Source organism: Cyclobacterium xiamenense (genome assembly GCF_900109255.1).
Classification (GTDB): Bacteria; Bacteroidota; Bacteroidia; order Cytophagales; family Cyclobacteriaceae; genus Cyclobacterium; species Cyclobacterium xiamenense.
In genome coordinates this window covers 341637-360767 of record NZ_FNZH01000004.1, presented here as the reverse complement: position 1 = coordinate 360767, position 19131 = coordinate 341637, and the positions used below count along the sequence as shown (strand labels likewise).

At 48.0% G+C, this 19131-nt stretch carries 14 protein-coding genes; 6 read left to right on the top strand and 8 right to left on the bottom strand.

Annotated elements, in window-relative coordinates; genetic code table 11:
* Nucleotides 1–37: 37 nt before the first annotated feature.
* The 3 genes from BMW71_RS15075 (at nt 38) to BMW71_RS15065 (ending at nt 3607) form a co-directional block, all read left to right on the top strand.
* Nucleotides 38–913, top strand: a complete 876-nt coding sequence (locus BMW71_RS15075) for a hypothetical protein (RefSeq protein ID WP_092175677.1) — start codon at nt 38–40, stop codon at nt 911–913.
* An 89-nt stretch (nt 914–1002) separates the two neighbouring features.
* A complete protein-coding gene (gene metG, locus BMW71_RS15070; RefSeq protein ID WP_092175674.1) occupies nt 1003–3063 on the top strand; it encodes a methionine--tRNA ligase in 2061 nt (686 codons plus the stop codon).
* 118 nt (nt 3064–3181) lie between these two features.
* Nucleotides 3182–3607, top strand: a complete 426-nt coding sequence (locus BMW71_RS15065) for a DUF4174 domain-containing protein (RefSeq protein ID WP_177179656.1) — start codon at nt 3182–3184, stop codon at nt 3605–3607.
* Between the two features lie 17 nt (nt 3608–3624).
* On the opposite strand, the gene BMW71_RS15060 is transcribed toward BMW71_RS15065, so the two are convergent.
* Entirely contained in the window at nt 3625–4257 is a 633-nt protein-coding gene (locus BMW71_RS15060) for a 2OG-Fe(II) oxygenase (protein ID WP_092176108.1), read from the bottom strand.
* A 152-nt stretch (nt 4258–4409) separates the two neighbouring features.
* Between BMW71_RS15060 and BMW71_RS15055 the strand changes: the two genes are divergently transcribed.
* Nucleotides 4410–5195, top strand: a complete 786-nt coding sequence (locus tag BMW71_RS15055) for a hypothetical protein (RefSeq protein ID WP_092175669.1) — start codon at nt 4410–4412, stop codon at nt 5193–5195.
* Here the strand turns inward: BMW71_RS15055 and BMW71_RS15050 are convergent.
* On the bottom strand, nt 5192–5962 hold the full coding sequence (locus BMW71_RS15050) for a LexA family transcriptional regulator (protein ID WP_092175666.1): 771 nt from the start codon (nt 5960–5962) through the stop codon (nt 5192–5194). The two genes, BMW71_RS15055 and BMW71_RS15050, sit on opposite strands and share 4 nt — an antisense overlap.
* Nucleotides 5959–6216, bottom strand: coding sequence for a hypothetical protein (locus tag BMW71_RS15045; RefSeq protein WP_092175664.1), 258 nt, complete (start codon nt 6214–6216; stop codon nt 5959–5961). The genes BMW71_RS15050 and BMW71_RS15045 overlap by 4 nt, the downstream gene beginning before the upstream one ends.
* Nucleotides 6217–6587: 371 nt before the next feature.
* Between BMW71_RS15045 and BMW71_RS15040 the strand changes: the two genes are divergently transcribed.
* Both BMW71_RS15040 and BMW71_RS15035 read left to right on the top strand, forming a co-directional pair.
* Nucleotides 6588–7754 (top strand): pyridoxal phosphate-dependent aminotransferase, encoded by a 1167-nt coding sequence (locus BMW71_RS15040; RefSeq protein ID WP_092175661.1) that lies wholly within the window; start codon nt 6588–6590, stop codon nt 7752–7754.
* Between the two features lie 63 nt (nt 7755–7817).
* Nucleotides 7818–8936, top strand: coding sequence for an AEC family transporter (locus BMW71_RS15035; RefSeq protein WP_092175658.1), 1119 nt, complete (start codon nt 7818–7820; stop codon nt 8934–8936).
* A gap of 352 nt (nt 8937–9288) precedes the next feature.
* Here the strand turns inward: BMW71_RS15035 and BMW71_RS15030 are convergent, their stop codons facing one another.
* From BMW71_RS15030 to BMW71_RS15005, 5 genes are all read right to left on the bottom strand, one after another.
* Nucleotides 9289–10440, bottom strand: a complete 1152-nt coding sequence (locus BMW71_RS15030; protein ID WP_092175656.1) for a pyridoxal phosphate-dependent aminotransferase — start codon at nt 10438–10440, stop codon at nt 9289–9291.
* A 164-nt stretch (nt 10441–10604) separates the two neighbouring features.
* Nucleotides 10605–11039 (bottom strand): hypothetical protein, encoded by a 435-nt coding sequence (locus tag BMW71_RS15025; protein WP_092175653.1) that lies wholly within the window; start codon nt 11037–11039, stop codon nt 10605–10607.
* Nucleotides 11040–11100: 61 nt separating this feature from the next.
* Nucleotides 11101–12561, bottom strand: coding sequence for a SusD/RagB family nutrient-binding outer membrane lipoprotein (locus BMW71_RS15020; RefSeq protein WP_092175651.1), 1461 nt, complete (start codon nt 12559–12561; stop codon nt 11101–11103).
* Between the two features lie 30 nt (nt 12562–12591).
* A complete protein-coding gene (locus tag BMW71_RS15015) occupies nt 12592–15756 on the bottom strand; it encodes a SusC/RagA family TonB-linked outer membrane protein (protein WP_177179655.1) in 3165 nt (1054 codons plus the stop codon).
* Nucleotides 15757–16741: 985 nt separating this feature from the next.
* Nucleotides 16742–19000 carry a Tex family protein gene (locus tag BMW71_RS15005; RefSeq protein WP_092175645.1) on the bottom strand — a complete coding sequence of 753 codons (2259 nt, stop codon included), beginning with the start codon at nt 18998–19000 and terminating at the stop codon, nt 16742–16744.
* Nucleotides 19001–19131 lie beyond the last annotated feature (131 nt).

The window sequence follows — 19131 nt, the reverse complement described above, 5'->3', positions numbered from 1 at the left end:
TACTATGCCAGTATATCGCGTCAAAACAGGTCTTTGTTTGGTTGGAATCCTATGGGTGGTAGGAACCCAACTCGCTGCTTTTGCACAGCAGCCGCCCGTCACCGAAGCCGATACAACCGAGCTGTACCTGGTCAAAACGAAGGACGGAAACGAGTACCTGGGTACCATCCTTTCCGAAGATGCACAGCTAATCCGTCTCAAAACGGAAAATTTAGGTGAAATCCGACTGCTGCGCTCCGATATCCTGCAACTAGAAAGGCTGGACCGCCTTCCGCAGGGAAAAGGCAACTACTGGTTTGCCAATCTCCAGGCGACGCGGCATTTTTGGATTCCCAATGGATACGGGTTAAAAAAGAACGAATCCTACTACCAAAATGTGTGGATTTTTTTTAACCAGGTTTCCACCGGGATTACCGACAATTTCTCCATTGGAGCAGGCATGGTACCGCTGTTTCTATTTGCCGGCAGCCCCACACCCGTTTGGGTAACACCTAAGGTTTCTTTTCCCGTTGTTCCCGATAAATTAAACCTTGGGGCTGGCGTACTGGCAGGAACCGTCATCGGTGCGGACGAGGGTGGCTTTGGATTGCTGTATGGGCTGACGACCCTTGGATCCAAGGACAAAAACCTTACCCTCGGGCTTGGTTGGGCCTATGCCGACGGGAGTATTGCCAGTCGGCCAACCGTATCCCTTTCCGGCATGATCCGAACGGGGCCAAGGGGCTACCTGCTGACAGAAAATTACCTGATCGGTGCCGGCGGGGAGTCGTTGGGTATCGTATCCGCCGGAGGAAGGCGACTTGTCGGTCGGATGAGCATCGATTTTGGCCTTTTTTTACCCTTAGTGGGTGGAGAAGATTTTTGGTTGGCAATCCCCTGGCTGGGCCTCACCGTTCCCTTTGGAAAGAAATGAGCCAAAAAAATCGAGAACGGGTTTGAAACCGCCCGAATATTGTATGGTTGGATTTCACCCAAAACCTAAAATACCTATCTTTGCGGGCTATGAGTGAGAAAAAATTCAAGCGATATACCGTTACCTCGGCATTGCCCTATGCCAATGGGCCTTTACATATCGGACATTTGGCCGGTTGTTACATTCCCTCCGATATCTACGTGCGCTACCTGAGACTGCAGCAGCGTGACGTGGTCTACGTGTGCGGCTCCGATGAGCACGGAGTAGCCATCACCATCAAGGCCAAAAATGAAGGCATCAGCCCCCAACAAGTAGTGGATCGGTACCACGGGATCATGAAAGACAGCTTCAAAAAGTTTGGAATTAGTTTTGATCACTACTCAAGAACCAGCTCTCCGGTTCACCACGAGACCGCGGGGCAACTGTTTAAAGACCTGTACGATAAGGGCGAATTTTTAGAAAAAGAAACCGAACAGTATTACGACGAGGAAGCGGGGCAATTTCTGGCCGACCGCTACATTGAGGGTACCTGTCCGCATTGCGGCCATTCGGAAGCCTACGGCGATCAGTGCGAAAAGTGCGGTTCTTCACTCAGTCCGACGGACCTAATCGATCCAAAATCGAAACTCAGCGGCAATACACCGGTGCTTCGGATGACCCGTCACTGGTTTCTTGACCTGGGAAAATACACGCCCTTTCTGAAAAAGTGGATATTGGAAACCCACGCGCAGGACTGGAAAAACAACGTGCTGGGTCAATGCAGAAGCTGGCTGGAAGCCGGAGACGGGCTGCAAGCGCGCTCCATGACCCGGGACATGGACTGGGGGATCCCGGTCCCCTTGCCGGAGGCCAAAGGGAAGGTACTCTATGTGTGGTTTGATGCTCCCATCGGGTATATTTCTTCCACCAAGGAATGGGCGGCCGAAAAGGGTCTGGACTGGGAGCCCTACTGGAAAGATGCGGATACCAAGCTGGTTCATTTTATTGGCAAGGACAATATCGTTTTCCATTGCATTACCTTTCCAGCCATCTTGAAAACGCATGGGGATTTTATTTTGCCTGACAATGTACCTGCAAACGAATTCCTAAACCTGGAAGGACAAAAGATTTCTACCTCCAGAAACTGGGCCGTCTGGTTGCACGAATATTTGGAAGAATTTCCCGGTCAGGAAGATGTGCTCCGTTATGTGCTGACCGCAAATGCCCCGGAAACCAAAGACAACGATTTCACCTGGAAGGATTTTCAAGCCCGCAACAACAACGAACTGGTCGCCATCTACGGAAATTTCATCAACCGTGCCCTGGTCCTCACGCACAAGTATTTTGATGGCAAGGTACCGGAACGCGGTACTTTAGAAGCGGTGGATCGGGAAACACTCGCGCTATTATCGACCTATCCGGAAAAAATTGCCGGTTCATTGGAAAAATTCCGGTTTCGCGAGGCGCTGGCGCTAATGATGGACTATGCCCGGACCGGAAACAAGTACCTGGCCGATACCGAACCCTGGAAAACCATCAAAGATGACCGCGAGCGCACCGGTACCATTCTTTCTGTCGCACTGAATATAGCCGCGAACCTTTCCATCCTCTCTGTCCCATTTTTACCTTTTACGGCCGAAAAAATCCGGGTTCTGCTTGGTATCAAAGACATGCATTGGTCCGATGCGGGTCGCACCGATCTCCTACTCAGTGGAAGCCCCATTGAAAAAGCGGAGCTATTGTTTCAGAAAATAGAAGACAGCACGGTCGATGCCCAGGTGCAAAAATTGGAAAACAGCAGAAAGAAAAACGAAGCCAGCCCCCCTCTGGCAGACGCCATGAAACCGTTGATTCCGTTCGAGGATTTTGCCAAAATGGACCTGCGGGTGGTAACGGTCCTGCAGGCAAAAAAAGTGAAAAAATCAAAAAAATTGCTTGAACTGTTGGTAGATACCGGTTTGGGCAATAAGACGGTACTGAGCGGGGTGGCCGAACAGTTTGCGCCAGAGGAGTTGGTCGGAAAACAAGTGACCATGCTCCTCAACCTTGCCCCGAAGAAAATGGCGGGTATTGATTCGGAAGGCATGATCCTGATGGCATCGGATGGGCAGGGAAGCTACCGGCTGCTGGTGCCACACGAACCAACGCCTCCGGGATCTTCTATCAGTTAACCCCAGGTATAGAAGAGGGGAAAATCAAAAGCAGAGCAATCCCGTAATTGAAGCCAAACCATTTGCGAGAGAATACTGTTTCTTTTGTAACAGTTTTCAAACCAATGTATTCCCGTTCATGAAAATGCTATTCCTCCCCTTGCTGCTTGCGTCCCTTGCTGGTTTTTTTTCAGAAATAACACTGGACGAGTTGCGGTGGAAAAACCGGGTCCTGTTGGTTTTTCCGGCTGTTGATTCGCGCCCGATTGGGCAGGTGAATAAGGAATTGATGGCAGATATTGAAGAACGGGACATGGTTTATTTCATTTTCGGCGAATCCCTGATCAGCAACAGTTCCTATACCTTTGATGCCAACTATGTAGAACAGCTCCGCGAAAGGTATGTGCGGGGAACCCAAAAAAGCTGCTACGTATTGCTCGGAAAAGACGGTGGGAGCAAATTGCGGCGGGAACAGGAAGAGATCAATTGGGAAGAACTCTTTGGCACCATTGACGCCATGCCCATGCGCCGAAGAGAAATGCGAGAGGATGGAAAAGGTAGCTAAGTGAAATTCCTTTCCGATTACCTGTCTCTAAACCAACCGGTTATACTGATGCGTCCTTTATTGGTAGGCAACACTTCATGGGGGATTTCCCCACTCAGAAACACCACCAACCGTGCCCCCAGCGGCAACACATCCAGGTGTTCCTCCGAGCCATTTTCCGCAGGAAAATACATCCGCAAGGCTCCTTCGTCGCTTTCCTCCCAGGTTTCGTTCAGGTAAAGAATCACCGTAACTTTCCGGTAGTGCACCGATTGAAATTGATCCAGGTGTCTTAGGTAAAAGGACCCGGGAGGATACATGGCAAAATGGGCTTCAAAGGAGCGCAAGCCCAGGTAACAGCGTTGATTGATTGCCGTCTGTAGGGCTGCCATCAGTCCCCAATACCGTTGTTGCAGGGGCGTGAGCTGCTGCTGGTCCATCCAGAGCACTTTGTCGCTACGAATTTCTGGTTTGATGGCAAAGGAATCGCCACTACCCACGCCTGCATGGCGAAACTGCCCGTGGTGTAGCAAATCCCGTTGTTCTTCCAACAGTTCTTTGCGAAACGCCTCGGTCAGGTACCGATCGGTCAGCGACCAACCTTTCTCGTACAAGTCTGCGGCAATACGCTCGTTTTTTTGTTGCCAGTCATCGATTGCTTCTGCCTTCATGGAGGCAAATTTCAACAAAAAATTCGGATAAATTTAAAATAAACTGATACCGAACGGCTGCTTCCCTCCATTTTCATCCAGCGAATTGCGACTTTCCTTCGCGCATCTAAGGAATTAGCCTTATTTTTGTTACTTGTTTCAAAAAAAATACGATGCATTTAAAATCCGACGACATCACCCGATTGGAAATTGACTACGTCACTGGCGAAATCCCGCCACCTTTCAGCCATGTGTTCAAGCTTAAGCTGTCGTTTAGCAAAAATTTTGTCAACACACAGTTTGATATTCAGTACACAGATCGGGAGGAATTGAGTCCGGAAGAAATTACGGACGAGGGGTTTACACTCGCCGACGACTACCGGTATACCGGCGAATTGCCCAAGCTTTGGGAAAACGTGTTTAAAAAACTGTACGCTTCCTCAAAATGGTCAAATCAGAAAAGTCTGGGGGAAAAAGGAGGTATCAAACTATTGGCCAAGGACATTCATGGCAAGATTACCCGGGATATACCCTTGAATCAAAACGAATGGTACCTGTGCTGCCAGGACTTTATTCAGGCCATTTATGAAATCAGCAAAAAGGAAGCCCCCCTTCGAATTCGCTTCAAGGAAATCAATTCGGCGCAAGAAGTGCTGGTAGAATTATTGTTCAAGTTTTCGATCCGAAAAGTGGAGTTCCTTGTGAACGATCAGCCCCGCGTTCTGGACTGGGAGGAAGGACGGGAACTCGCTTCCTTGATTTTCATTCCAGACTACGATTATTCCTGTGCATCCGAGGAAGATCCAACAAAAGCAGGCAGCTACCTGGATTGTGGCGACGGCTACTGGCACAATTTCGAGCAGGGAATAATCAACCTGGACCCGGAATTTGATGCCAAAGCCAGGGTATTGCAGGCATTTCGGGAACTGGCCAGCCAGCAGGAGGGATTGGAGGATTAGTTTCCCGATATCTTTTGGATGTCCGCTTTCAACTCCCGTATCATCGTACCCAGGTCATCCAGTGTCAGCGGTTCGGGAGTAGGATCCGGAAAGTGAGTACTCACAAAGGCCCTGGCTTCCCAAATTTCAAGAACTTCCTGAATCGGGATGTCGTAGGGCTTGTACCGATCGTTATCCGATACGGCAAAGAGTTTGCCGTGTTCGGCAATGTAGTTGAATACACGTTTGTACACGATCCCCTCGTTTTTTGTAACCAGCACATAGGTTTTGCCATTTTTAATCTGCGTACCGTGCTCCAGGTAGGCCCCAATAATGAGGGTTCCGGGCTGTAGCGGTAGCATGCTGTCGCCACTTAGCTCAAATGCCCGGTAGGTATTGTTTTTCGATAAGTTGGGGAGTCTGAAATTGGGGAGATTCTCCATGTATTCGGGATCGGCATAGCCGTTCAGGTAGCCAGCTGCAGCCTTTTCCCCGACCATGCTGATCCATTCCTCCTCCTTGCCATCGAGGGTGACGGTCAATATTTTCAGCGCTTCCTGTTGCAGGTACTTTCTCCCGTTACATTCGATGTCCCAAAAGAGGAGTTCGTCAGCTCCTACCTTGAACAATGCCGCCATTATTTCGAGAGATGCCAATTTCGGATCGGATCTCCCGTCCTCGTAGGCGGAGATCATGCTTCGTTGCACGCCGATTTTTTCGGCCAGTTGCCCTTGTGTCAGTCCGGCTTTTTTACGCAAAAAACGAATATTTGATGAGAGGTGATTCATGCCGAGTACAGAAAAAACTGGTGATCGTCTTTCCAGTGATTCTTAAATGTAAACCGAAGCAGGTCCAATCGGGATTCTGTCCGACGCGCCAGTCGTTTTTTAATTTCGTCCAGAATTTCCTCTTCGGAACAATCCGAGCGGGTCAACAGGTACCCATAGCTGGTTTTCTGACCCTGGTGAATGTAAAATTTGACTTGCAGATTACCTGAGGACAAAGGCTTGGCGGTAAAGTGAATATCGGGGATATTTTTCATAAAACGTTAATTTAATCAACCTTATAAAAATAGGAATGTTATTTTTATAAACCAACAGGTGCCGTGTTTTTTTGCGTAATCGTCCTGGTTTTAGTAGTGTTCAGCGACCGACAACCTGCCCGGCTGGGAGCATAGAAAGGGTGAAAAAACGTTTCGCACCCTCAAAAAGACCGGTATTGCTACCGGGTGTTTCTCAAACTACACGTTAATTTATCAACATGGGCAATTTTTCGCCTACCATTTTATTTTTTCATACACATAATAATAAACTTGGCTGTTTTTTACACCTAATTTTACGCCTTATGTTTTTTTTCATTCAAATTTGGTTTAAATTTATACCAAAATATTAACCACTTTACAAAAAAGAACGTATGAAAAATTTCAACAGAAGGGACTGGCTTAAAACCAGCGTATTGGGTTTAGGATCCCTGCCTTTGATCACCGGATCTCTCCAGGCGAAGCCAGCTGCTGTAGCCGGAAAAAACTGGAGCAGCGAAAGCATGCTGTGGGAAATGAATCCCATTTACAAAGACGTCAAGATGAAAGCGCGGCTATTGGCCAACGAAAATCCCTTCGGTCCCTCACCAAGTGTACAGAAAGCGATTGCTGAGTCCATCAGCGTAGGAAACCGATACGGACATGCCGATGCGGCTTACCTCATTGACATGCTTGCCGAAAAAGAAGGGGTGAAGCCAGCAAATATCATGTTAGGTCCAGGATCCACGGATATGTTGGAGAAAACTGCCATTGTACTTTGCCAGCATGGAGGAAATGTCGTTTCGGCAGACCCTTCGTACATGTCATTGGTCAATACCGCAAAAGCGATGGGTGGTGACTGGAAGGCCGTTCCGTTGAAAGCCGACTATTCCCACGACCTGAAAGGCATGGAGCAGGCAATTGACGCCGATACCAAGCTATTGTATGTTTGTAATCCAAACAACCCCATGGGTGCAATCACCGATCCTTCGGAATTGAAGGCATTTTGTAAGAGCGCTTCCAAGAAAAAACCAATCTTCGTAGACGAAGCTTATCTGGAATTTATGGATAAGCCGGAGGACCATACCATGGTAGGCTTGGTATCCGAAGGCTACGATGTGATGGTAGCCCGTACCTTCTCCAAAATTCATGGAATGGCCGGCTTACGGGTAGGCTACCTGGTAGCGACCGAAGAGCGTATCAAATCCATCACCAGCATGGTGCGGGGCACCATGGGCCTTTGCGTCACTTCCCTGAAAGGCGCCATCGCCAGTATCAAGGACGAAAAATTCCTTGCTTCCTGCAGAAAGTGGAATGCCGAATCCAAAGCGTACACCTTAGAGCAGGTGAAATCCATGGGATTTGACCCGATCACCTCTTACACCAGCTTCATGATTTTCCCCATTCAGCAAGAAGGCAAAGCCTTTGCAGGGAAAATGATGGAAGAGGGCGTCGGTATCCGGGTCTATTCCATCGCCGATCAACCGTGGTGTAGGGTAAGTATGGGTACCATGGACGAAATGAAACTGTTTACCAACGCATTGAAAACGGTAACTACCTGATCCAGTAATTAGCAATAAGCCCCGAATAACCACCTACTTCACAATCACTAACAAATCGATCATATGAACATAGCTGTCCAAAAGACGCTTTCACTGCTACTGCTATTGGTTATTGGGTTTTTATTGAGAAAAAAGCTAAAAGATCCGGCCCAGCAAAAAGGGCTAAAGACGCTCATCCTTACCGTGGCGCTTCCGGCAATCATATTTGTTGCGCTACTCAAGGCGGAAGTAGAATGGGATTTATTGGCTTTGCCTCTGCTAGCCCTTTCCTTTAATTTTATCCTGTATTTTATTCTAAAGTACACACTGCCTTTATTCGGTATTGAGAAGGATACCTCCCAGTATCGAACCTATCTGCTGCTGTTTCCCTCGCTTGCTCCGGGACTTTCTTGTTTTCCGTTTCTCATTGAATACCTGGGAGACGATGCACTGGCATGGGGGGCACTGTCGGACATTGGAAACAAAGTATTTGTGCTCGTAATCGCCTACATGATTGCGATGAGTTGGTACTTTAAATTGAATAAGGATATCAAAAGTGGCAACGGGGATAAACTTAAGTCCCTTTTACTAAGTTTGGTCAACGAGCCAATTAACCTGGTCATTATTCTGGCCCTGATACTGATTAGCCTAGGCATTCACCTGGAAAATTTACCGGTGTTTGTTTCCACTGCAATCAGTACCCTGAGCAACCTAATGACTCCACTGGTGTTGATTTTCATTGGCATAGCCGTGGTATTCAACTGGAAGCAGATCCGAAAAATTGCAGGTTTGTTGATGGTGCGCTCCGGCTTGACGTTTTTGTTGAGCGGAATGGTGCTGATCTTTGCACCGCAACTTTCGTATCCGGCCATTTTGGTATTGGTCGTGTTTCCACAAAGCGCCATCAGCTTCTGGCCTTTTGCTCACATGGCATCTATCACCGCATTGGAACAGGCTAATGAGAATAAAACAACCAAAACGTTTGATATGGAATTGGCAGTCAATATTCTGGCCTGCTCCCTCCCATTTACCACGGTAATCATGCTAACTGTATTTTCTTTCGGTGAACTATTCGCCTCGTCTACTACCTTGCTTGCCGTGGGCTTTGCGCTAGTGGGTCTGGGTATCATCAAACCGATCCTCAAGTGGTTCAACCTCATCGAATACAAGCCAGCATTAGAGAAAGAAACGCACTCATCGTAACAATACAAACCACTAACAGTTAATTTTAAAATGTTGTGATCAGATTAACCTCTGTCAACTTCAGAAAGCAGCTTTTCGCGTGAAAAGCTGCTTTTTTTACCCTTCAGCGATCCCGAAGAATAGGCCTTCGCCTAGAAACCCTTCCGTGCCGAGCGAGCAATTGCAATGCTTGGGGAGCCCGTATCCAAACCTACTTTTGAAAAAAGCACATCGATGGATCCGGTGAGGCGATCCGGACTGCTGAAAATGGCGCGAGTGTCACTCTTTACTTCCTGGCAAAAAAAAACCAAGCCAGTCCCGGTGAGAGCTAGCTTGGTTTGAAATCAAGGAACAAAAAATTACTGAAATCCGATTAGGATTGATTGATTTTGGTAGAAATCACTTGCTTAAAGGCATCGGCAAACATTTCGAGGTCTTCCATTTTCCCCATACTTACCCGACAATAATCCTGTCCAGCTACGTTCATACTTTTGATTCCCACACCTTTGGCAAGCATTTTCTTTTTGAAATCCTCACTTTCCATGGCAATCGGAAACAAAATAAAATTGGTATGGGAAGGGAGATAATCGTGTCCGGTTTTTTCCAATACATCGTACACAAATTTCTTTCCTTCGTTATTCATTTTTACGGAGTACTTGATAAACTCATAATCCACCAAACTGGCAGTAGCCGCACTCATGGACGGCCCGCTGAGTGTATTTCTAGGTCCCTCCTTCGCTAATTTTTTGATGACTTCCGGCTGAGCAATGCAATATCCTACCCGTAAGCCGGCAAAGGCGTGTACCTTGGAAAAGGTCCTGGCGACGATCACGTTTGCTCCTTTCTTGATACAAGCAGTCGTAGTAGATCCCTTGGGATTTTCCATGTAATCCCAATACGCCTCGTCTACAAATACGGGCACCTTCGCAGAAACGGTGTCACAAAAGCTGATGATTTCATCCCCCGTCATGATCTTACCGGTTGGATTGTTTGGGTTGACCAGGTAAACCAGGGAAATGTCCGGTTTTACCTTGTATTCCATGGTGGACAGGTCGTGGTCAAACTGCTTGTCCAAGGGGATTTTAACCCATTCCGAGCCCATCATCTCAGCGGACCGAACCAGGGAAGTATAGGTAGGATCGGCGGACAAGACTTTACCATTGGCCCCACCGTATACACGCGCTGCGGCATGCAGCAATTCACTGGAACCTGCTCCGAGCAAAATGTGGTCTTCGGTCACCCCTTCTTCCTTGGCAATCAGGCTCATCAGCGTTTGCCGGTACTCCCTGGGGTACAAAAAGGAATCGTCGATGGCTGCTTTCAAGGCTTTCTTCGCCGAAGCAGATGGACCAAAGGGATTCTCATTGGATGTCAGCCGGGCATACCGGTCTTTTTTTGGAAGAATGGATTCGATGTGGCTCCCTTCCTCGAATTTGGTACTTGCGCCTGCATACCCCATGGTCATCAGGCCGGCGGTCATTGTGAGACTGGATTTTAGCCAGTTTCTTCGGTTTACGTTGGTCATTTTTTTACGTTGTTTGGTTGTAAGTGGTTCGTCAAAAACAATAAAAGGGATGTTTTGTATAGGCCGTTCGCTACCCGAGGTCAGAAGTGACCCATGCAAGAGCAGAAAAACAGTGCCAAACAAAACATCCCTTACCCAAGGGACCCTGTCCCCAATCAATAATCTTATCTTACGCGTACGTTGTGAAACCTACGGAAGGCGATATCGTTGTACGTTCCCGTGAATTCCAGACGAATTTGTGTTCCAGAGGTCGGTTGGGCAATCCCAAGCGAAGACCAGGGATTTTGGAAGAGAATTTTTCCCTGCGTATCCGTGGTAAGGGTACCAACTTCGTCGGTTTGGTTAATGAAGACCTTTACTTCCAGACCGGATACCGGAATGGAATCAATGCCTACATTTCGATCCAAAATACCGGTTTTGTCCAATTCGTAGAAAGATCCGGATACCGCCACACCCGTGGTGGCGTCAAATTCCGTTCCTTCCAAAACGACCAATACCGGGGCAGCGACATTTTTCGTTACCAGGTCTTCTGCTTCTACACAGGAAAACGCGACGAACAGCAGGCCCAGAACAGCTATTTTATTTAGTATATTTTTCATGGTGTCAGTTTCAATTGTATGTGAGAATAATCTACGAGTACGTGCGTATTTCGAAGGCTGCTTATTCGGCCCACCACAATTTGCTACGCATATTGTCAGCACCGCCCAATAGTTGGATGCCTTGCTCCAGATTGGACATGTTTAGCGAATACTCAGAAGGCGGATATTCGATTCGCGTGGGAAGTACCCCTTCGTTTACGAATATCGCGCGAGGATCCGGGGTAGGCATTTGTGGAAACCCGGTTCGTCGGTACTCGGTCCAAGCCTCAATTCCCTGACCAAACAAAGCGATCCATTTTTGCGTCATCAGCGTTTCCTTATCTACAGTGCCCAAGCGACTGATATAATCAGCAGGCATGGCCAATCCGTGTTGCTCAAAGGATCCACTTACCGCTTTTTCGAAATAATCCATGTAGTCTCCGGAGATATCCCCATCCAATGCCGCTTCAGCCAGGATAAACATTAACTCCGAATAGGTCATTAAGATACTTGGCGCGTCCGGCTCAAGAAACTTCTGTCCAATAGTAGATGCGGAGATGGTGGATGCAGCCACATCGGTAAGTCCATTGGGCAAGCCTACAAATGTTCCATCACTAAGCGGTAAGGCGTACACCGAAATACGGTCATCATCCAACTCAAGTAGCTTGTCAACCAAGGTCTTGCTGATATTCCAATCCGAGCGGGTGGAAAACACGTCAAACATCTTGTTTCTGCTGCCGATCACGTTGGCATGATCCAATTCGGCATAGTCGTCGTTACCGGTAAAGATCGGGTAAGTAGCGGGTGACGATAGGATTTCCTGCATGATTGCCCGGGATTCGGCTGGCTTTTTGGCAGCCTGCCGGTTTGCAATCTTGATGCGCAAGGAATTGGCAAATTTTTTCCAGCGTAAAACGTCTCCGTTAAACATGATGTCTCCATCTACTCTTGGTCCATTTACGGATAGTTTTTCATTGGCTAACTTGAGCTCTTCCAGGGCTCCCGCATAAACATCCTCTACAGAATCGTATTTAGGTGAGTTGATCGGCTCTTCGGCAGCACCTTTTAGCGCCTCTGAATAGGGAATGGGACCGAAGGCATCGGCAAGGTAAGAAAATGTGAAGGCTCTCATGACCATTGCAATCCCCTCGTAATTCACGTTTTCATACTGCCCACCTGGACCGGCCAATTCAATCACCTGCTCCAAGTTTACCAGGGAGCTGTTGTACAGGTTTTCCCAGGTACCAATAGACACCGTGATCGGAATCTCGTAGGTATCTCCTTCGGAATTGATGTAGATGTTTCGGGCCAGGTGCTGAATCCAACACATGGCTGCATCGATGTTTAACCGCTGAAATCGGGTACTGTGTCCCCAGTACCGGTCAACGGATACCTGAATTGCGTTTGGTAACAATAGGGAGGGCGAAATGGTCACCGGATTGTTCGGATCGGTGTTTATTTCGGCAAATTCCTCGGTACAGGAGCCCGCCAAAAGGAAGAGCCCCAGTAATAAGGTATGGGATACTAATTTAAATCTTTTCATTGTCTATTTCTTTAGCAAGTTGGAAGTTACTTAAAAGGCAACATTCAGGTTAAATCCAATATTTCGCGTGGAAGGCATTTCGCCGTACCCAAAACCCTGGGCGTTTCCACCTTTGGAATCGAATTCGGGATCCAAATGGGGATGGTTTTTAAAAAGAATGGCCATGTTTCGCCCGACCAGGGAAACCCGGACGCTCTGCAAAAATGTATTGGCAAGCAATGTCTGCGGAAGGCTGTAACCCAGCGACAATTCCCGCAGCTTAATGAAGGATCCGTCAAAAATACCTGCCTCGTGCGCGTTTCGGGGATTTTGTGCATTCCAGAAAGGCTGTGCACCAACAATCACATCGTTGGTGACGTATGCCGGACTTTCGGAAGTACCTACATTCATTACACCCTGGCCAATCACCCCTTCTTCTCTACCAATGGCCGTTTCCACGTACTGCCCGGTCTTTCTTGCCAAACCGGTACCCACATCAAACAGGTCGCCGCCCATGCGTACGTCGATCAGTGATCCGAAGGTAAATCCCCGGTAGCTGAAGGTGTTTGAGAGCCCACCTATCCAATCCGGCTGAATGTTACCCAGTTGGAAGGTTCCAGCTTCCAGTTGAGGCAGTCCATTGCTATGTACAATCTCGCCTTCGGGAGATCTCAGGTACCTTCTTCCGTAGAGCGTACCGTAGGGCTCCCCTACGCGCGCTTCCGAAGTTAAACTATTCTGACTTCCTAGCGTGTAATTCTCCAGACCCTCGGCAAGCTCCACAACCAGGTTACGGTTTCTCGCAAAATTCAACGCCACGTCCCAGTTCAATCCACCGGAATTTTGAAGGACGGCACCGGTAAGCATCAATTCCACTCCCTGATTGGTAATCTTTCCAGCATTCAATATCTGGCTTTCATACCCTGAGGCACGTGAGATGGCCACCGCAAGGATCTGGTTGGTCGTTGCCTGGTGGTAGTAGGTAAAGTCAAGCCCAATTCGTCCTTGCAAAAAGCGCAAGTCCAAGCCAATTTCCTGACCGGTGGTGATCTCCGGCTTCAGGTTTCGGTTGGCAATCTCTGAGGCGGCTGCGTAGGTAGGCGTCGTTCCGGCCCATAGCCCCTGTGAGGCAAATACCTGATTGAGCAGGTAAGGATCGGCATCGTTACCTACCTGAGCCAAACTTGCCCGTACCTTCGCAAAGGAAAGGAAGTTGCTCTGCACATTAAACATGTCTGTCAGTACGGCACTCAGCGCCACAGAGGGGTAAAAGAAGGAATTGGCGTTGGTCGGCAAGGTACTGGACCAATCGTTTCTTCCGGTCACGTCCAGGAAGATGGAGTTGGCATAGCCGAACTGCGCCGATCCGAAGACACTGTTTACCACTTGCTTTCTGATTTCACTGGAAGGAACCACCGGGCTGGCGTAGTTGCCCAGGTTGTACAATCCGTCGATGGTCAATTCCCGCACGTTTACAGCAGACATGCGGTAGTTATTGGTACGGTTAATGGCTCCCGCCTGGATATTCAGCGAAAGGCTGTTGTCCAGGGTTTTGTTATAGGTCAGGATCACATCGCTATTGGTCTCCTGGCTGGTCATCTGGGTATCGGTGTATGCACCCAAAATCCGCACAAAGTTCTTGGTTCGTTCCACGCTGGTTACGTTGGTCCGGCTATCCGTCCAGAAGTCGGTACCTGAACGAACCATGATGCTGAGATCGTCGGAAAACTTGTAATTGGCGGCAATATTCCCTACTAAACGATCCTTTTCGTTAGCGTTGGTATACCGGTCCTGAAGGAAGTACGGGTTGGTAAAATACTCGTGCTGCCAATTGGCATAGGGGTAGTCGTCACCCGGTCGGAAAGTTGCCCGCTGTATGTCGTAATACTGGTCCCAATTTCTCAATTTGTCGTATTCCGTATGCCGGTGCGCCCAAATAAAGTCAGAGCTGGCGGTGTACCGACGGTTATCCGAACCGGACTTTACGTACTCGGCACTTACCGTAAAACTCAATTTGTCTGTGAAATTGTATCCAGCATTCAATTTGAAGTTATTCCGGTAGTAATTGTTGTTATACATAATGGCGCTTTGATCCAGTCGGCCCATGGACAAGCGGAAGTTGCCGTCTTCGTTGGCTCCGGAAACAGCAATATTATTGGTCATGCTTCGTCCCGTTTCCCAAAACTCCTGGAAGTTATTGGGTTGTGGCAGTAGTGGAGCACGATCGGGAGCACTGTACCACAAGGGAACAAGGGATCCATCCATGGGCTGTCCCCAGCTTTCGTCCACACCGGCCGTTCCGCGAATGCCGTCAGCATCGAATCCGTTTCTACCGTCTACGTACCAGGTTCGGTAGCCGATACCACCTCCGTAGATATTCTGCAATCCAGGCTCTACCAATGGCCGGTCAAATGTCATGTTGGTATTCAATTCAACACCGATTCCTTTCGTTCCGGAGCCGTCTTTGGTCGTTACCATGATTACACCATTGGCTGCCCGCGAACCGTAAAGGGCGGCAGCAGTAGCACCTTTCAATACATTGATTTCCTTGATGTTGTCCGGGTTGATTTCAGACAAGCCACCACCGTACCTTCGGTCAGAGGATTGTTCCAACGGCACACCGTCTAAAACAACCAACGGCTGGTTATTTCCAGCAACGGAAGAAGATCCTCGGATAACGATGTGGGAACCACTACCGGGCATGGAGTTGCTATTGATTTGTACACCAGCCACGCGGCCGGAAAGGTTGTTAGCAATGTTTGCCTGGCGGGCATCCGCGATTTGGCTACCCTCGACCGCCTGTGTAGTGTAGCCTAACGCCTTCTTTTCGCGTTCCATTCCAAAGGCAGTCACCACCACTTCCGAAAGCGCCGTTTCATCCGGTACCAAGGAAATAGAAAGCTGGCTTTGGTTGCCTACTTTCACTTCTTTTTTGTCATACCCAATAAATGAAACCTCCAGGATGTCTTCTCCACTGGACAGGGAAAGCGAAAACTCTCCATTAATATCCGTTGCAGCACCCTTTGTGGTTCCTTTTACCAGAACACTTGCCCCTGGAATAGGCTGCTTGTTTTCATCGTTTACCGTTCCAGATACTGACCGCTCTTGCGCAAAGAGCGGATTCACTAGCATCGATCCGAGAAGGATCGTCAATCCAAGGAGGAGCCTGGTAGTCGTGTTACTCCTTTCCTTTGCCTGAGTAAATTTTTTAATCATGTTGTTAATGGTTAATAAGTGAAGATTTAAATCGGTTTTCGTCCGATTTTCCCAAGTGGTTGATTTTTGGGTGATTCTAAAAAGGCTATCTTGGAGATTTTGAATAAAAAGATGGAAATCAGGGTCTTTTTTTAACCACATCTTTGAATTCGGGTTCAATATAAAACAGGAATTCGAATAAGAAAAATTTACCGAATTAATTTTTAAAAATCCCGACGAAACGAAAGATTTAAATTTTCTTTTTTTTGTATAATTTTTTAATTTGAAAAATACATTAAATAAAAAATATTAATTTATAATAACATCTGATATCCTTAAAAATTATTTTATCTGATAATTTCGAATACGAAGCAAAATCTAACTTTTAAAATATGAATGTGTATTTATGACCTTATTTTTCCTTTAATAACTTTATTAGCGAAAATTTTGGATTTAAATTTACCTTCATTCTTTCATTTTCTTGTTTAGATTTATTTTTTTGGTTTATTTTTTATCCAACTGGTATCAAAAAAACAGATTTTATATTTTATTCGTTTTTTTGGCACTATTGCATCATTTTATTTTTGTTACTCGAACAAAAGCTGCAAACAAAACGACCCGACGGACACCAAGCATCCAATCCGGTCTACATGATGCCGATTAAACTACTTTTGATTTATGCTAAACCTGACAGTTAGGGATGTAAACGGGAGCAGAAAGCGTACGAAGGGAGGCTTCTTTGCCCTCCGTTACGGATCCAAAACCCCATTGCTTGGTAAAGGAACAGACGGAGGCGGAATGAATGCCTGTCCGGTCGCCGATTTTTTCGTTTTTTTTGGCGGATCAGCCTCCTTTTGGAAGAGCAAAAACCTCGCTACAGGGAAAAAACCGGACCGATCGCAGGTTTACCGCATAAAAAAACCCATGATCCGGTTGGGATGCATGGGTATAGGAAATCAGGAATGGGGATCGCTACTGGAATTGGGAGCAGTATTCCATTGGAAAATTATTTTCCGAATTTTTCACGCAGCAAGGCTAGTTTGTCTGCCATATTTTCCTTTGGCTCCTGCTTTTTACTACGCTGCCGGGAAGGCTTTTCCCGTTTTCCCTGCAGAGGAGTTTTGGCAAAGGGGTCGGCTTTCATGCTTAGACCAATGCGTTTGCGGGCGGTGTCCACTTCCATAACCGTCACTTTCACTTTTTGATTGACCGACACCACTTCGTTTGGGTCTTTTACGAACCGATCGGCCAACTGGCTCAAATGCACCAATCCATCCTGATGCACCCCGATATCCACAAAGGCGCCAAATTGCGTAATATTCGTCACGATACCGGGGAGTTCCATTCCGATCTTCAGGTCTTTGATTTCATTGATCCCATCCTGAAACTGAAACGCCTCAAACCGATCCCGCGGATCTCTTCCCGGTTTACCCAGTTCCTCAAGGATATCCTGCAAGGTTGGTAAGCCTACGTCCGCTCCCACGTACTTCTTAAGTGGTATTTTTTGCACAAGCTGCTCGTCCTTCAGCAAGGCGTCTACCGACACGCCCATATCTGCGGCCATTTGCTGAATCAACGCGTAGCGTTCCGGATGAACGGCACTGCTATCCAGTGGATTTACTCCATTTCGGATTCGCAAAAATCCAGCGGCCTGCTCAAACGCTTTCTCCCCGAGCCGGGGTACTTTTTTTATTTCTTCCCTGCTTTTAAAGGGCCCGTGTTCGTTGCGGTAAGCGACAATGTGTTGTGCCAAAGAGGGCCCCAATCCCGACACATAGGTCAACAGTTGTTTGGAAGCGGTATTTACCTCCACGCCCACACCATTCACGCAGCTCATGACTGTATCGTCCAGGGAATTTTTCAGGGCAGTTTGATCCACGTCGTGCTGGTATTGGCCCACACCGATGGATTTGGCATCGATTTTCACCAATTCTGCCAGCGGGTCCATAAGCCGGCGCCCAATCGATACGGCACCGCGAACGGTGAGGTCCTGATCGGGAAATTCCTCCCGGGCCACGTCGGAAGCAGAATAAATCGACGCGCCGCTTTCGTTCACCATGACCACCAATACGTGTTTGGGTAATCCCAGGCTGTTGATAAATGCCTCGGTCTCCCTGCTTGCCGTTCCGTTGCCAATGGCGATCGCTTCAATTTCGTGCCGTTCCACCAGGTATTTTACCAGCGCACCTGATTCCATGGTTTTCTTTTGGGGCTCGTTTGGATAGATCGTTTCGTTTTGCAGAAACTGCCCTTGCCGACCCAGACACACGACCTTGCAGCCCGTCCGAAACCCGGGATCGATGGCCAATACGGCCTTTTCTCCCAGGGGCGAGGCGAGCAGCAACTGCCGTAGGTTTTCGGTAAATACCTTGATCGCCGCCTCGTCCGCCTTCTTTTTTGCGTATACCCGGACCTCGGTTTCCATGGATGGCTTCAGCAGACGTTTGTACCCGTCTTTCACCGCCATGCTTACCTGCTCGGTGCAGGCATTTTGTCCACGAAGCACCTTTTTCTCGATCAGCCGAAGTGCGTCCTTCTCTTCCGGCCCGGTATCCAGCATCAAAAACAATTCCTTTTCGCCCCGTCTCATGGCCAATACCCGGTGGGAGGGGGCCGTCTTAATCGGTTCTTCCCATTCGAAATAATCTTTGTATTTGATGGCTTCCTGCTCTTTTCCGGGGATCACCTTGGAAACGAATTTCCCTTCTTCAATAAATAGGTCCCGCAAGTGCTTGCGCACCTCTGCATCTTCATTGATCCATTCGGCAATGATATCCCTGGCTCCCTGCAGGGCCTCTTCCACCGTTTCCACACCTTTTTCGGAATCCAGGTAAGATTTGGCCGCTTCGTCCGGAGATCCGCTTTCCTGGGCAAAGATCCAGGTAGCCAGTGGCTCCAGCCCTTTTTCCCGGGCGATGGTTCCCTTCGTCCTTCGCTTGGGCTTGTACGGCAGGTAAATATCCTCCAATAGCGACATGGTCTCTGCCGCCTGAATCTTTTGCTTCAGCTCTTCCGTCAGTTTGCCCTGCTCTTCGATGGATTTAAGGATGGCTTCCTTTCGCTTTTCCAAATCCTTCAGTTGCTGCAGCCGATCCCGAATCGCCGCCACCTGCACTTCATCCAAACTGCCGGTTACTTCTTTCCGGTACCGGGATATAAAGGGTACCGTTGCTCCTTCTTCCAATAAGGCAGCCGTACTGGCCACTTGCTTGTCGCGAATGCCTAACTCACTGGCAATCTTTAAATAATGGTTCAAATCTGACATGAACAAATGTTAACTGATGCGTATTTTCTTTAACCGCCGCAATTTAATCCAAATTTCTATTCCTGCCCGCAAAAAACCGGATTTTCACCCATTCGGTAAAACGCATGATATTTGGTATATTTGGAAAAAAA